This is a genomic window from Streptomyces sp. NPDC054956 (assembly GCF_053609185.1).
This window is the reverse complement of the sequence record NZ_JBSGXB010000020.1, coordinates 1-13,462: the sequence shown is the minus strand read 5'-3', so window position 1 is coordinate 13,462 and position 13,462 is coordinate 1. Positions and strand designations below refer to the sequence as shown.

11 protein-coding genes are annotated in these 13,462 nt (G+C 70.9%); 4 read left to right on the top strand and 7 right to left on the bottom strand.

What is annotated here, in order from left to right; all coding sequences use genetic code 11:
• The first annotated feature begins 60 nt into the window (after nt 1-60).
• Nucleotides 61-726, top strand: coding sequence for a peptide-methionine (S)-S-oxide reductase MsrA (msrA, locus tag ACWGDE_RS06255; protein WP_453387802.1), 666 nt, complete (start codon nt 61-63; stop codon nt 724-726).
• Between the two features lie 126 nt (nt 727-852).
• Entirely contained in the window at nt 853-3,144 is a 2,292-nt protein-coding gene (locus ACWGDE_RS06250) for a protein kinase domain-containing protein (protein ID WP_453387801.1), read from the top strand.
• Nucleotides 3,145-3,179: 35 nt separating this feature from the next.
• Here ACWGDE_RS06250 and ACWGDE_RS06245 read toward each other — a convergent pair whose 3' ends face one another.
• Together ACWGDE_RS06245 and ACWGDE_RS06240 are read right to left on the bottom strand one after the other, a co-directional pair.
• Nucleotides 3,180-5,363 carry a sulfatase-like hydrolase/transferase gene (locus ACWGDE_RS06245; protein ID WP_453387800.1) on the bottom strand — a complete coding sequence of 728 codons (2,184 nt, stop codon included), beginning with the start codon at nt 5,361-5,363 and terminating at the stop codon, nt 3,180-3,182.
• Between the two features lie 134 nt (nt 5,364-5,497).
• Nucleotides 5,498-6,544 carry an NAD(P)-dependent alcohol dehydrogenase gene (locus ACWGDE_RS06240; RefSeq protein ID WP_453387799.1) on the bottom strand — a complete coding sequence of 349 codons (1,047 nt, stop codon included), beginning with the start codon at nt 6,542-6,544 and terminating at the stop codon, nt 5,498-5,500.
• Between the two features lie 196 nt (nt 6,545-6,740).
• Between ACWGDE_RS06240 and ACWGDE_RS06235 the strand changes: the two genes are divergently transcribed.
• A complete protein-coding gene (locus ACWGDE_RS06235; RefSeq protein ID WP_453387798.1) occupies nt 6,741-7,634 on the top strand; it encodes a helix-turn-helix transcriptional regulator in 894 nt (297 codons plus the stop codon).
• Between the two features lie 33 nt (nt 7,635-7,667).
• Here the strand turns inward: ACWGDE_RS06235 and ACWGDE_RS06230 are convergent, their stop codons facing one another.
• The 5 genes from ACWGDE_RS06230 to ACWGDE_RS06210 all read right to left on the bottom strand — a co-directional run bounded on the left by ACWGDE_RS06230 (nt 7,668) and on the right by ACWGDE_RS06210 (nt 12,801).
• Entirely contained in the window at nt 7,668-8,627 is a 960-nt protein-coding gene (locus ACWGDE_RS06230) for a GNAT family N-acetyltransferase (RefSeq protein WP_453387797.1), read from the bottom strand.
• 34 nt (nt 8,628-8,661) lie between these two features.
• Nucleotides 8,662-9,339: an ABC transporter ATP-binding protein gene (locus ACWGDE_RS06225; protein WP_453387796.1), complete on the bottom strand. Its 678-nt coding sequence runs from the start codon at nt 9,337-9,339 to the stop codon at nt 8,662-8,664.
• Between the two features lie 111 nt (nt 9,340-9,450).
• Nucleotides 9,451-10,935 (bottom strand): ABC transporter permease, encoded by a 1,485-nt coding sequence (locus ACWGDE_RS06220; protein ID WP_453387795.1) that lies wholly within the window; start codon nt 10,933-10,935, stop codon nt 9,451-9,453.
• A 169-nt stretch (nt 10,936-11,104) separates the two neighbouring features.
• Nucleotides 11,105-12,382 (bottom strand): L,D-transpeptidase, encoded by a 1,278-nt coding sequence (locus tag ACWGDE_RS06215; protein WP_453387794.1) that lies wholly within the window; start codon nt 12,380-12,382, stop codon nt 11,105-11,107.
• Nucleotides 12,383-12,498: 116 nt separating this feature from the next.
• Complete coding sequence (locus ACWGDE_RS06210) at nt 12,499-12,801, bottom strand: hypothetical protein (protein ID WP_453387793.1); 303 nt, start codon at nt 12,799-12,801, stop codon at nt 12,499-12,501.
• Between the two features lie 302 nt (nt 12,802-13,103).
• Between ACWGDE_RS06210 and ACWGDE_RS06205 the strand changes: the two genes are divergently transcribed.
• Complete coding sequence (locus ACWGDE_RS06205) at nt 13,104-13,406, top strand: hypothetical protein (RefSeq protein WP_453387792.1); 303 nt, start codon at nt 13,104-13,106, stop codon at nt 13,404-13,406.
• The last annotated feature ends 56 nt before the right edge of the window (nt 13,407-13,462 follow it).

Genomic DNA, 13,462 nt, shown 5'->3' with positions numbered 1-13,462 from the left:
GGGTCGGGGGAATCCCGGCCCGCCGTTCGCCGTTACCGCTACACCACAAGGAGGGAATCCATGTTCTCGTACCGCCGCACGCCCGAGCTCCCCACCCGCGAGGAAGCCCTGACCGGCCGCGCGGAGCCGCTCTTCGCCCTGCCCGCCGTCCACACGGTGCTCGGCAACCCCCTCGCGGGCCCGTACCCCGCCCACCTGCGGGTCGCGGACTTCGGCCTCGGCTGTTTCTGGGGCGCCGAGCGCAAGTTCTGGCAGACCCCGGGGGTGTGGACCACCCTGGCCGGCTACCAGGGCGGCTTCACCGAGAACCCGACCTACGAGGAGGTCTGCTCGGGCGGGACCGGCCACACGGAGGTCGTCCGCGTGGTCTACGACCCGTCCCAGGTCTCCTACGAGGCCCTCCTGAAGCTGTTCTGGGAGTCCCACGACCCCACCCAGGGCTTCCGCCAGGGCAACGACGTCGGCACCCAGTACCGCTCGGCGGTCTACACCCACTCCCCCGCCGACCAGGCCACGGCCGAAGCCTCCCGCGACGCCTACCAGCGCGTCCTGACGGGCTCGGGCTACGGCCAGATCACCACGGCGATCCTCCCGGCGGCGGAGCGCCCCTTCTGGAATGCCGAGGCATACCACCAGCAGTACTTGGACAAGAACCCCGGCGGCTACTGCGGCATCGGCGGCACGGGCGTCTCCTGCCCGATCGGCGTGGCCCGCGCCGACGGCTGACGCCGTCCCGCGGGGGTGTGCGCCCCCGCCGAGCAGGGCTCTGCCCTCCCCCGGGCCCCGGGTCCTGCTCGGCCCGGGCCGGGTGCGCGAAGTACCTGGTGCCTCACCATCCCAGGGTTTAGGGTCGTGACTCAGCTGGCAGGCACGGCGGCCTCCCCGTGCCGGATCCGACGGGTGGGCGAAGTGAACAAGGCCATCGTCATTGGCATCGACACGTATCCCGACGCGCCGTTAAGCGGCTGCGTCAACGACGCGAACGACGTCGCCTCGTGTCTCTCCCTGGAGCAATACGACTTCGACAGCCTGACCTTGCTGAACGGCCGGGCGACCCGGCCCAACATCCTCAAGGAACTGTCCCGCATCGCCTACGCCGAGGAACACAACGGAGAGGGGAGCATCCTCCTCTTCTACTTCGCGGGGCACGGCCAAGTCCTCGGCCAGGCCGGGCACTTGGTCACCCATGATGCGGAGAACTTCGACCCGGGGATCTCCCTGGCCCAGCTCGCCCAGCTCATGGAGTCCGCGAGCCTCGTCTTCGATCACGTGGTGTCCGTTCTGGACTGCTGCCACTCCGGCTCCGCTTTCACCTGGACCAACAGCCGCCCGCTCAGGCCCTCCGACGTGGAACGCGAGGTGCAGGCGGTGAACGAGAGCCGCTGCGTGCTCGCCGCCTGCCGCCCCGAAGAGGTCGCGGTGGAGTTGAACGGCCGCGGCGTGTTCACCGACATCCTGACGGACGCGCTGCTCGGCGCCGCGGTGAACTGGGACGGCGACGTCACCCTGATGAGCATCTACGAGTACGTCGCCAGCGCCCTGCCCAAGGAGGTCCAGACCCCCGTCTTCAAGGGCGATGTCGCCGGCACCGTCGTGATCGGCAGCGGCTTCGAGCCGCGCCAAGGGCGCCCGATCGAGAAGAACGAGCTGAACCGGATCATCTCCAAGGCGCAGAACCTGGTCGACCAGTACTACTACTTGCAGCTCAGGGAACTCAGCGACCGAGGCATAAGGATGTCCGGGGGAGCGAAGAACTGCGCCACGGAACTCGAAGGCGTCGTGGCATGGTTCGAGGAGACCGAGCAGGATCTGCCCGACGTGCGCCGGAACCCCGAGTGGGACGATCTCACGCGCCGCATCCGCGAGTTCCGCAAGCACCTCTCAGAGGTCAGCGTGGGCGAGGAGACCCGCTTCGGAAGGATCGTCCGGCACATCGGGCACGGCGGCTACGGCCACGTGTGGGAGGTGGAGAACGCCGAGGGCGAGCTGCGCGCCCTGAAGATCTTCCACGGCAACGAGCTCGACGACCCCGTCAAGGTGCAGCGCTTCAGCAACGGTTACCGCAACATGCGCAAACTGGAGCACCCCCGGATCGTCCGCGTGCACGAGATGACGGCGGCGCCCTTCGGATTCCTGATGGACTCCATCCAGGGCGACAACCTGCGCAACTTCTACATCGAGCGGAACGGCAACGCCGAGGCCACCGTACGTCTGATGATCGACGTCTGCGAGACGGTCCAGCACGCTCACTCCCAGCGGGTCCGCCACCGGGACATCAAGCCCGAGAACATCATCATCTCCTATGCCGCCGACGGGAATTTGGACCCGTACCTGACCGACTTCGACCTGGCGTACCACGAGACGAACCGCACGATGACGGCGAACCTCGGCGTCGGCGGCGTCATCAACTACGCGGCGCCGGAGCAGCTGTACGAACCCAACGCCAGGACGGCCCGGAGCGAGACCGTCGACGTGTTCAGCCTCGGCCAGCTGATGTTCTTCCTGATCACCGGCCGGGACCCGAACCCGGAGAACTTCGCGAAGAACCACGAGATCCTCTCGCACGAACTCGCCAGCTGGGTGGACGACCGCGCCTCCGAACAGCTGCTGGAGTTGTACAAGCAGGCGACGGCGAAGTCCCCCGACGACCGCCCGCAGACGGTCACCGACTTCGTCGCGCCCCTGCGGTCGGCGGAGGCGATCATCCAACTGGCCAGCGGATCCGACGAGGTGTCGGAGGAGGACCTCTGCCGCCGCGTCGGTCAGCTCTACGTGGGATTGGGACGGTACGAGGCCGGCGACGGACAGGTCCGCATGATCAGCCACTCCGGCCAGGTGGAGATCGTCGCCCGGTTCAAGTCGCTCACCGCTGCCGCGACCGTCGTGGTGGAGATCGAATGCTCCGCGAACCAGAACATCCCCATCACGGCATTGAAGTCCGGGAAATCCGCGCGCGACACGATAAACGCCCGGCTCGACAAGACGCTCTCGGCAAAGTTCGGACAGTCCGTTCAACGGCGCAACGGGCGACAGGGGATGTACCAGGTGTTCGTCACGGTCACGGACGTCAAGTGTGACGTCACGGGCGTCACGCGCCTCTGCGACGTCATCGCCGCGACCGTCAACGGCATCGAGAGCTGGTAGGCGGGGGCGAAAGCCCCCGCCCACCAGCAAGCCCCTCAGACCACCGTCACCCGGGCCAGGGCCCACGAGGTGTGGTCGAAGGCGGAGTTCGCGTTGGCGTCCTCGACCACCAGGTGGAGGAGGCGGACGCCGCGGACGTCGATGTCGAGTGCGGTCGGGCCCGAGGCGCCCGTCAGGACACCGGTCGTGAACAGGGTGCGGCCGTCGGCGCGGACGGTCGCGCGGGTGGCTCCGGCCGAGGACTGCTTCGTCGAGAAGTCGTCGATGCCGACCAGGGCGGTGAACCGGTTCCCGCGTCCGCCCAGGTGGTAGACGATCTCCGACGGGGCGTGCACCCCCAGGCCCTTGGCGTAGGTGACTCCGCCGAAGGCGATCGGGGTGCCGTCGCCCGCCGCCTGCTTGCCGTTCGAGCGGTCGATCTCGACCGGGCCCCAGCCGTTGGCGGCCGAGACCCACGTGAGGTCGCTGAGGTAGCTGTCCTGCGCGGGCGGGGCCGGCAGGGGGGTGTAGCGGGTGGGCGCCGTGAAGCCGAGGGAGGACGAGGTGGTGGCCTGCGGAACGAGGAGCACGGGTGCGGGCACCGTCGAGGGCGGGGTCAGCTGCCACGTCGTGGTCAGGGACTCGCCCGCGGCGAGGGAGGAGGTGGTCGTCGCGGTCGTCGCGGTGGCCGTCCAGCCCGACGGGAGCGGAAGGGTGACGCGGACGTCCGGCCAGGGGCGGGTCGTGCCGTTCGAGACGGTCGTGGTGAGCGTCGAGGCCACCGCGTCCACCACCGCCTTCAGGCCCCACGGGCGGCGTACGTACGTGTCCGCCCAGGAGGAACGGAGGAGGGCCGTCAACGACGTGACCACCGACGGGTTCTTCGCCGCCACGTTGTTCTGCTCGCCGAGGTCCACCGCCAGGTTGTAGAGCTCGAAGTCCCACTTCGAGTCCGCCACCGTCCGGTCCCGCGCGGGAGCGAACCGTACGGCCTTCCACTGGTCCTTGCGGATGGCCTCCGCGACCTGCTTCGCCCGGCCGCCGTCCTGGGTGTTGGCCCGGCTGGTGACGCCCTGCTCGTCGCGGTACCAGTAGAGGTGGCCGTGGACCGGGGCGAGGGCGGGGGTGCCGTTCAGGACGGGGGCCGCCGAGAGGCCGTCGATGTCGGAGGGGGCGGGGGCGCCGCCCGCCAGGTCCGCGAGGGTGGGCAGCAGGTCGTACAGCGGGGTGGGGCGGGCGCTGGTGGTGCCGGGTGCGATGCGGCCCGGGGACCAGGCGATCAGCGGGACGCGGACGCCGCCCTCGTAGAGGTTTCGTTTGTAGCCGCGCAGCGGGCCGTTGGCGTCGAAGAGGTCGGGGTTCACGCCGCCCTCCTCGTGCGGGCCGTTGTCGGAGGCGACCAGGACCACGGTGTTCTGCGCGAGCCCCCGCGCCGTCAGCCGGTCCACGATCGCGCCGACCTGTGCGTCGAGGAGGCTGATCTGCGCCGCGTGCGCCTTGTTCGCCTGCGTCCAGGACTGGGAGGCGTAGGCGCCGACGTCGGGGATGTCGCTGGGGGCGTGCGGGAGGTTCGGGGCCAGGAAGAGCAGGAAGGGGTCGGTGCCGGCGGCGCGGGCGTCGATGAAGTCGAGGGCGCGCGCGGCGATCGCGTCGGGGGCGAAGGTGCCCGCCGGGACGGTCTCCTTGGCATTGTTGTGCCACAGGTAGGACGGGTAGTACTCGTGGGCGTGGCTGTGGTCGATGTAGCCGTAGAACTCCTCGAAGCCTCGCGCGCCCGGGTGGCTCGGCTGGTCCCCGGTCTCCGGTCCGAAGCCCCACTTGCCGAACAGGCCCGTACGGTAGCCGCGTGCCCGGAGCACCTCGGCGAAGGTGGTGTCGCCGGCGCCGAGGCTGCCCTGGCCGCCGCTGGAGGGGTTGGCGCGGACGGCGGCGTGGCCGGTGTGCAGGCCGGTGAGCAGCGCGGCCCGGGAGGGCGCGCAGACGGCGGCGGCGGAGTAGGCGTCGGTGAAGCGCAGGCCCTCGGCGGCGAGCCGGTCGATGCGCGGGGTGGTGATGAGCTTCTGGCCGTACGCGCCCAGGTCCCCGTATCCGAGGTCGTCGGCCAGGACCACCACGATGTTCGGGGGCCCGCCGGCCGGCTCGGCGGCGGCCGCCCGCGAGGGCTGCGCCAGCTGCGGGAGGGCCGCGAGGCCGGCGGCGGCCGCCGCCGATCCGGCGAGGAAGTGACGGCGGCTGGACATCGCGAACTCCTGGACTGGTGCGGGTGGTCGGTCGGTGCGTAGATCATCCGCAAGCCCGCGCGGCCAAGGCCATGCACGCGGCGTGAAGAACATGTGACACCGATTACCGGATCCACCCGCCCGGCCCCGTGCGATCAGATCGTCGAGGTGTCGATGACGAAGCGGTAGCGGACGTCGCCCGCCTGGACGCGCTCGTAGGCCTCGTTGACCTCCTCGGCCCGGATCACCTCGATGTCCGAGCCGAGCCCGTGCTCCGCGCAGAAGTCGAGCATCTCCTGCGTCTCGGCGATCCCGCCGATCATCGAGCCGGCCAGGGTCTTGCGGCCGCCGATGACGGAGAACAGGTTCAGCGAGACGGGCTCCTCGGGGGCGCCGACGTTGACCAGCGCGCCGTCCACCTTCAGCAGCCCCAGGTAGGCGTCGAAGCCGAGGGGGGCGGAGACGGTGGACACGATCAGGTCGAAGCGGCCGGCCAGCTCGTCGAAGGTGGCCTCGTCGTTCGTGGCGTAGAAGTGGTCGGCGCCCAGCTTCAGCCCGTCCTCCTTCTTGCGCAGGGTCTGCGAGAGCACGGTGACCTCGGCGCCGAGCGCGTGGGCGATCTTGACGCCCATGTGGCCGAGTCCGCCGAGGCCGACGATCGCGACCTGCTTGCCGGGGCCGGCGTTCCAGTGCTTGAGCGGGGAGTAGAGGGTGATGCCGGCGCACAGCAGCGGGGCGGCCACGTCGAGGGCGAGGCCGTCGGGGATGCGGACGGTGTAGTTCTCGTCGACGACCACGTGCGTGGAGTAGCCGCCGTACGTGGGCTCGCCGTTCTTGTCGAGGGCGTTGTAGGTGCCGGTCATGCCCTTGGCGCAGAACTGCTCCTGGCCGGCGAGGCACTGCTCGCACTCGCGGCAGGAGTCGACGAAGCAGCCGACGCCCACGTGGTCGCCGACCGCGAACTTGGTGACGTCCGAACCGACTTCGGCGACCACACCGGCGATCTCGTGGCCCGGGACCATCGGGTAGATGCCCTCGCCCCAGCCGTCGGTGACCTGGTGGATGTCGGAGTGGCAGATGCCGGCGAACTTGATGTCGATGAGGACGTCGTGCGGGCCGACCGGGCGGCGCGGCACGGTGGTGCGCTCCAGCGGCGCCTTGGGGGCGGGGGCGGCGTAGGCGGCGACCTGGGTGACGGACACGGTGGGACTCCTCGTGGGACTGCTGGCGAAGACTGCTGGTGGAGACTGCGCCGCGGGGGACCGCGGCTCGGCCACCAGCTTGCCCACCCGCTCGGCGGACACCCATCCCCCTGTCCTGCCTAGGACTGGCGAACCTACCCCTGGCGGGGTCAGGCACAGCCGCCCGGTCGCACGTCCGTCCGGCGATACTGGGGTGATGGATCAGCTTGACCAGCGAACCGAGCTCGGCGAATTCCTGCGGTCCCGGCGTGCCCGGCTGCGCCCGGAGGACGTGGGCCTGCCCGATTACGGACGCCACCGGCGGGTCCCGGGGCTGCGCCGCGAGGAGCTGGCGCAGCTGGCCGGGGTCTCCGTGGCGTACTACACGCGCCTGGAGCAGGGCCACGGCCAGAACGTGTCGGCGGAGATCCTCGACGCCATCGCGCGGGCCCTGCGCCTGGACGGTACGGAGCACGCGCACCTGAGCCGGCTGGCCGCCCCGAAGCCGCGCAGGCGCCGCCAGACGACCCGCCCGCAGCAGGTCCGGCCGGAGCTGCGGACGCTGCTGGACGCCATGGACGGGGTACCCGCGTACCTGGTCGGGCGGCGCCAGGACGTCATCGGGTGGAACCCGCTGGCGGCCGCGGTCTTCGGGGACTTCGGTGCCCTGCCGGCGCAGGAGCGCAACCTCGTGCGGATGGTGTTCCTGGACCCGGCGACGGCCGAGCTGTACGCGGACTGGGAGTGCCGGGCCTGCGAGGTGGTGAGCAATCTGCGCCTGTACGCCGGCCAGTACCCCGAGGACGAACGCCTGTCGGCCCTGGTGGGCGAGCTGTCGGTGAAGAACGAGGAGTTCCGCCGGCTGTGGGCGGCCCACACGGTGGCGGACAACAAGACCCACGGCCTGAAGCGACTGCGCCATCCCCTGGTCGGCGAGCTCCTGCTCTCCTTCGAGACCCTGGCCCTGCCGGACGATCCGGCGCAGTTCCTCGTCACCTATCACGCGCCTCCGGGCTCCCCCTCCGCCGACGCCCTGCGCATGCTCTCCTCCTGGTCGGCGCCTGCGGCTCCGGCCGCGGCGCCGCAGGGCGCACCGGCCTCCGGTCAGTGAGCGGCCGGTCCGGAGCCCGGACCGGCCCCCGGGTCAGTCCTCGATCCGCAGCTGGAAGTACCCGGCCGTGCGTTCGAGGCGGTAGCCGAGCGCGGCGTTGACCGCGAGCATCGGGGCGTTGTCGTCGGCCACCGAGGTGGCGACGGTGCGCAGGTCCGGGTGGCGGACCGCCGCCTCCGCGAGCATGCGGAGCTTGACCGCGCGGCCGAGGCCGTGGCCCCGGTGCGCGGGGACCACCACGGTGTCGTACTGCAGCGCGCGCGGGCCCGCCGGATCGGGGAGGACCAGTTCCGTGTAGGCGGCCACCTCGCCGTCGGGGGTGACGGCGGCGACCGTGGTCAGCGCGCCTCCCCGGTCCAGGATCTTGCGGTGGGCGGCGTGCAGGCGCTCCGCCGTCCATACCTGGACCTGCTGGTCCAGGTCCCCGGAGGGCGCGTCCTCCATCGACCCGTGGGCGGCGGCCACCGCCGGCGCCCAGGCGTCGGGGACCAGCCCGGGCCAGCAGAACAGCTCGTAGCCGGGCGTGGGCGGCTCGGGCTCCTCCCGCGCCGCCCGTACGTCCTGGACGTACCAGCCCATCGACAGGACGTTCTCGAAGCCCACGGACTCCGCGAACGCCTGGCCCGGCCCGCCCAGGTCCACCTCGGCCGAGACCGAGGTCCGGCCGTCGGCGAGCAGTTCCTCCCGGACCCGCGCCCACAGGGCCGTTCCCGCACCGCGCCTGCGCGCGTCCGGCCGTACGGTCAGCTCGTCCAGGAACGCGGTCCGGTCATTGCGGCCGTCGGTGAACAGGACCAGCGAGGCGATGCCCTCCTCCGTGGCCCAGTGCACCGAGCGCCCCCGCGGCGAGGGCACCCGCAGCGCCCCGGCCACCTCCGTCCGGGACGGCGGCGGTGCCTGCGGCAGGTCGGCCGTCCGGGCGGAGGCCAGGACGGCCCACCAGTGGTCGACCTCGGCGTCGGTCGGGGGTACGGAGAGCGGGGTGATCATCATGCTCAGGACCCTAATCCGGACCCCGGCGGCGCGCTCAGGCGTTTTCGGTGATCGTCACCCGGCCCTTGCGGATCGTGGCCACGCGCGGTGCCCGCTTGGCGAGCGCGCTGTCGTGCGTGACCATCACGAAGGTCAGGCCGTGCTCCTTCCACAGCCCTTCCAGCAGGTCCATGACCTCGTCGCGCATCGATTCGTCGAGGTTGCCGGTGGGCTCGTCGGCGAGCAGCACCTTCGGCCGCTTCACCAGGGCCCGGGCGATGGCCACGCGCTGCTGCTGGCCGCCGGACATCTCGCCGGGCAGGTGGCCCATCCGCTCGCCGAGGCCCACGGAGTCCAGTGCCTCGGCGGCCCGCTCGCGGCGCTCGCGCGCCTTGAGGCCGAGCGGGACCAGGGCGGTCTCGACGTTCTCCTGCGCGGTGAGCGTCGGGATCAGGTTGAAGGACTGGAAGACGAAGCCGATGTTCTCCGCCCGGACGCGGGTGAGGCGGGCCTCGGAGACGGTGGCGAGGTCGAGCCCGTCGAGGACGACCGTGCCCGCCGTCGGCCGGTCGAGGGCGCCGAGCATCTGCAGGAGGGTGGACTTGCCGCCGCCGGTGGGCCCCTGGATGACGAGCCGGCCGCCGTCCTCGATGGTCAGGTCCACGCCGGCCAGCGCGTCGATGGATTCCTTGCCGCGCCGGTAGCGCTTGGTGACACCGGTGAGTTGGTACATCTCGTTCCTTCGCTCGCTCAGAAGTACGTACGGTCGCCCGCGCGCGGGCGGTCGGACCCGCGGGCCCGGCGGCCCGCGGGGCGGACGGGGCTGCCCCGCGGGGCGGACGGGCTATTCGACGCGGCGCAGGGCGTCCGCCGGCCGCAGCCGGGAGGCGCGCCAGCCGCCGAAGCCGCCCGCGATCAGTCCGCCCGCGACGGCGAGGGCGACGGCCAGGCCGATGGTGGAGAGCGAGACGGGCGCGGTGAGCGCGATGTCGAGGGCCTTGCCCGCGCTCTGCCGGGCGGAGCGCATCATCCCGCCGCCGGCGCCCGCGCCGGCCCGGGCGCCGCCGCCGGCGATCTGCGCGGTGAGCTTCGGGCTGATCGCGGTGATGGCGTACGCGGCGGCGAGGCCGACACCGATGCCGAGCGCCCCGCCGATCAGGCCGTTGACCAGGGCCTCTCCGGCGACCTGGCGGGTGACGCGGCCGCTCTTCCAGCCGAGGGCCTTCAGGGTGCCGAACTCGCGGACGCGCCGGGAGACGGCGGAGGAGGTCAGCAGCCCGGCGACGAGGAAGGCCGCCAGGAGGACCGCGTAGGAGAGCCACTTGCCGACGGTGGAGGCGAGGGAGGCAGCGGTGGAGAGCGAACCGGAGACCGTGTCGGCCAGGTCGGCGGAGGTGGTGACGGTGGTGTCCGGGACGTTCTTCTGGATGGCCTGCTTCACGGAGCCGATGGCCTGGGAGTCCTTGGCCTGGACGTAGACCGTGGTGATCTTGTCGGGGGTCCCGGCGAGGGTCTGGGCCTGCTCGAGCGGGAGGTAGACGTTGGCGGCCGCGTCCCCGCTGTCGGCGGTGGCGATGCCGACGACCTTGAACTTGGCGTTCTTGATGGTGATTTCGGAGTCGACGACGAGCTTGTTCTTCATGGCGTAGGCGCTGTCGACGACGGCGACGGCCGCGTCGGTCTCGCCGGTCCCGAAACCGCGGCCCGAGGTGATCTTGGACGTGGTGAGCGGGCCCAGCTCGGGCCGCGTGACGTCCGTGCCGTAGACGGAGAAGGAGTTGACGTCGAAGTCGGCGCCGCCGCCCTCGACCTTGCCCGTCCCACCGCCCGAGGCCCCGCCCGTGGCGCCGGGCTTGGAGGTGGTGGCGCCGCCGCCCGCGGTGCCCTCCGCGCGCCTGAACTCCCCGCGCTTGAACTGCCCGTTGACCTTCATCACCTGGAGGCTGAGCCCGCCGACGGCCCGGGCGACGCCGTCCTGGCCGGACACCTGGCCCACGGTCGCGGCGTCGAGCGTCTCGAAGCCCTGCGGCATCACGAGGTCGCTGCTCTGCTCGGCCTCGGCGCCCGTGTCGCCCTCGCCCTTCGCGTCGAACCGGAAGCGGGGCCGGGCGGCGCCGCCCTCGCCCGGTGGGGTCTGCGCCTTGGTGACGGTCATGTCCGTCCCGAGGCCGTAGAGCGACTGGAGGACCTTGCCCTGCGCCTGCGCCATCCCCGCCGAGACCGAGGTGACGACGATGACGAGGGCGATGCCCAGGGCGAGCCCGGAGGCGACGACGAGCGCCGCCTTCCTGCGGCGGCGCAACTCGCGCCGGAGGTAGGTGAAGAACATGCGGCCGAACCTAGGCAGCACCTCTGATCGCCGGATAAGCCGCGGGTAAGAGTCGGATGAGAAGGGGGGTACGGGAATGGGGTTCGGAAAGGCCGAACGGCGGGGAGCCGCTCCGGGAGTCACTCCGGGGGCTCCCCGCCGTTCGCGGGGTTCCGTGCCTGTCGGCGCGTCAGACGGCCGAGCCCGCCTTCCACTCCGTCCAGCTCATGTTCCAGCCGTTCAGGCCGTTGTCCGGCTTGATGGTCTTGTCCGGGGAGTTGATGACCGTGACGACGTCTCCGATGAGGGAGTTGTCGTAGAACCAGGCCGCCGGCTGGTTCGGGTCGTTGGCACCCTTGGCGTCGTTCAGGCCGACGCAGCCGTGGCTGGTGTTGACGCTGCCGAAGATCGAGTCCGATCCCCAGTAGTTGCCGTGCACGAAGGTGCCGGAGTTCGACAGGCGCATCGCGTGCGGAACGTCCTTGATGTCGTACTCGCCCTTGCCGTCGTCGTCCGTGAAGCCGACGGTGGCACCGTTCATCCGGGTCTCCTTGAACTTCTCGGAGATCACCATCTGGCCGTTGTACGTCGGGTTCTCCGGGGAGCCCGCCGAGATCGGGATGGTCTTGAGGACCGCGCCGTCCCGGGTGACCGTCATCTTCTTCGTCTTCGCGTCGACCGTGGAGACCTGGCTACGGCCGATCTTGAAGGTGGCGGTCTTGTTCTGGACGCCCTGGATGCCCGGGCCGCCCGCGACGCCGTCCAGCGCCATCTTCAGCGTGACGGTCGAGTTCGCCTGCCAGTACTTCTCGGGGCGGAAGTCGAGGCGCTGAGCGCTGAACCAGTGCCCCACGACTTCCTGGCCGCTCGTGGACGTCACCGTGATGGCCGCCTGGACGGCCTTCTTGTCCTTGATCGGCTTGTTGAAGGTGATCGAGACCGGCATGCCCACGCCGACGGTCTTGCCCTCGTCCGGGATGAACGAGCCGACGAAGCTGTTCTCCGGGGAGACGGTGGTGAAGGAGGCGTTCTCGTGCGCCTCGCGGCCCGCCTCGTCCTTCGCGGTCGCCGACAGCGCGTACTTGGTCGAGCGCTTCAGCGCGGCGTCCGGCTTCCAGCTCTTGCCGTCGGCGGCGATCTTGCCCGCGACCGCGGTGCCCTCGCTGGTCTTCAGCTCGACCTGGGTGAGCGTGCCGTCCTCGACGGCCACGTTCGCCGCGTCGTTCAGACCGACGTTGGCGGCGCCGTCCTTGGGCGTGATGGTTATCTTCGCCTTCGAGCTGTCCTTGGCCGCCGCCGCGTCGACATCGGCCTTGGCAGACGCCTCCCCGTTGGCCTTCGGTACATCCTTCGCGCCGTCGCCGGAATCACCGCATCCCGCGAGCACCAGTACGCCACCCAGTACGGCGGATATGGCCACCAGGGACCTTCTCCGTCGCTTGCTGTCCGTCCTCACACGCCACTCCATCGTTGCCGGAACCCTGTTCCCCGGGCAGGGGGGCGTGGCCCCCCTGCCTCGTCCTGACAACGTGTTGACGCCCCGGGTCGCTTCCACATTCCCTTCGGATGTGGTCAACCCCACCGTCAGACGTTGTCAGCCTCTACGTCGATGTCCCCATCTTCCTCGTCCAGGTCCCACTCCATGGACTCGGGGTCGTATTCCACGGGCTCGCTGCTCCAGGAAGCCTGCGCGAGCTCCACTCCGGGGATTTCCGCGACCAGGTCGGTGGGGTCCACCAAGTAGGCCAGGGCCTCGGATTCGTCCTCCCGGACGGCCGCTTCCGCGTGGCCCCGCTCCTCGTCCGGCATGAACTCGTCGGCCTTGATGTGCGCGAGCGCGGCTCCGGTGAGCGCGTCGACATCGGGTACTTCGAGTACCAGATCCACCCGAAGTCGTACGTATCGTGATGTCTCAGAAGGGTTCATATGACGGAGGGTAATCCCGTGCAATCCCCGGGTTCCCGCGACCCGCCCCTTCCGCTCCGATTCCGCTTCCCCGCGAACGGGGCCCTTTCTCCACGGAGTCGAGAACGCCACGATATGACCCGATATAAAGCCACCTGCTTTCCCTCCCCTTTCCCTGGAGTTCCCCCCACAGGGCTTTCCGCACCGGGCTGAAGCCCGGACCGCTCCGGAGGTACCATCACCGGACACGGCCAATTCGCTGCTGCCACAAGGGGGATCGCACCGTGTCCGCACGCCGATCGACACTCACCGCTCTCGGAGCGACCACCCTCCTCGCCGCTCTGTGGTTCGTCCCCTCGGCCAACGCCACCGCCCCCGGGCACGCGAACGGCTCCGCCGGCGCGTCCGCCGCGGAGAGCGCCCGCGTCCAGGCCGCGTCGGCCGGATCGCCCGCCGACGCCTCGCTCGCACTCGCCGAGACCGGCTCCGTCGACACCACCCCGTACCTGCTGGGCGGCACGCTCTGCCTGGGCCTCGGGGCCGGCTTCGTGACCTTCTCGGTCCGCCGCTCGCGCGTCGCGCCGTAGCGGAGCCCCGGCGGCCACCGCACGCTCCGTACACGAGGAAGGGCCGCGGCCCGGGG

Coding starts and splice junctions, on each gene's coding strand:
- msrA (WP_453387802.1), top strand. CDS start 61: ATGTTCTCGTACCGCCGCACGCCCGAGCTCCCCACCCGCGAGGAAGCC.
- ACWGDE_RS06245 (WP_453387800.1), bottom strand. CDS start 5,363: ATGTCCAGCCGCCGTCACTTCCTCGCCGGATCGGCGGCGGCCGCCGCC.
- ACWGDE_RS06235 (WP_453387798.1), top strand. CDS start 6,741: ATGGATCAGCTTGACCAGCGAACCGAGCTCGGCGAATTCCTGCGGTCC.
- ACWGDE_RS06230 (WP_453387797.1), bottom strand. CDS start 8,627: ATGATGATCACCCCGCTCTCCGTACCCCCGACCGACGCCGAGGTCGAC.
- ACWGDE_RS06225 (WP_453387796.1), bottom strand. CDS start 9,339: ATGTACCAACTCACCGGTGTCACCAAGCGCTACCGGCGCGGCAAGGAA.
- ACWGDE_RS06220 (WP_453387795.1), bottom strand. CDS start 10,935: ATGTTCTTCACCTACCTCCGGCGCGAGTTGCGCCGCCGCAGGAAGGCG.
- ACWGDE_RS06215 (WP_453387794.1), bottom strand. CDS start 12,382: ATGGAGTGGCGTGTGAGGACGGACAGCAAGCGACGGAGAAGGTCCCTG.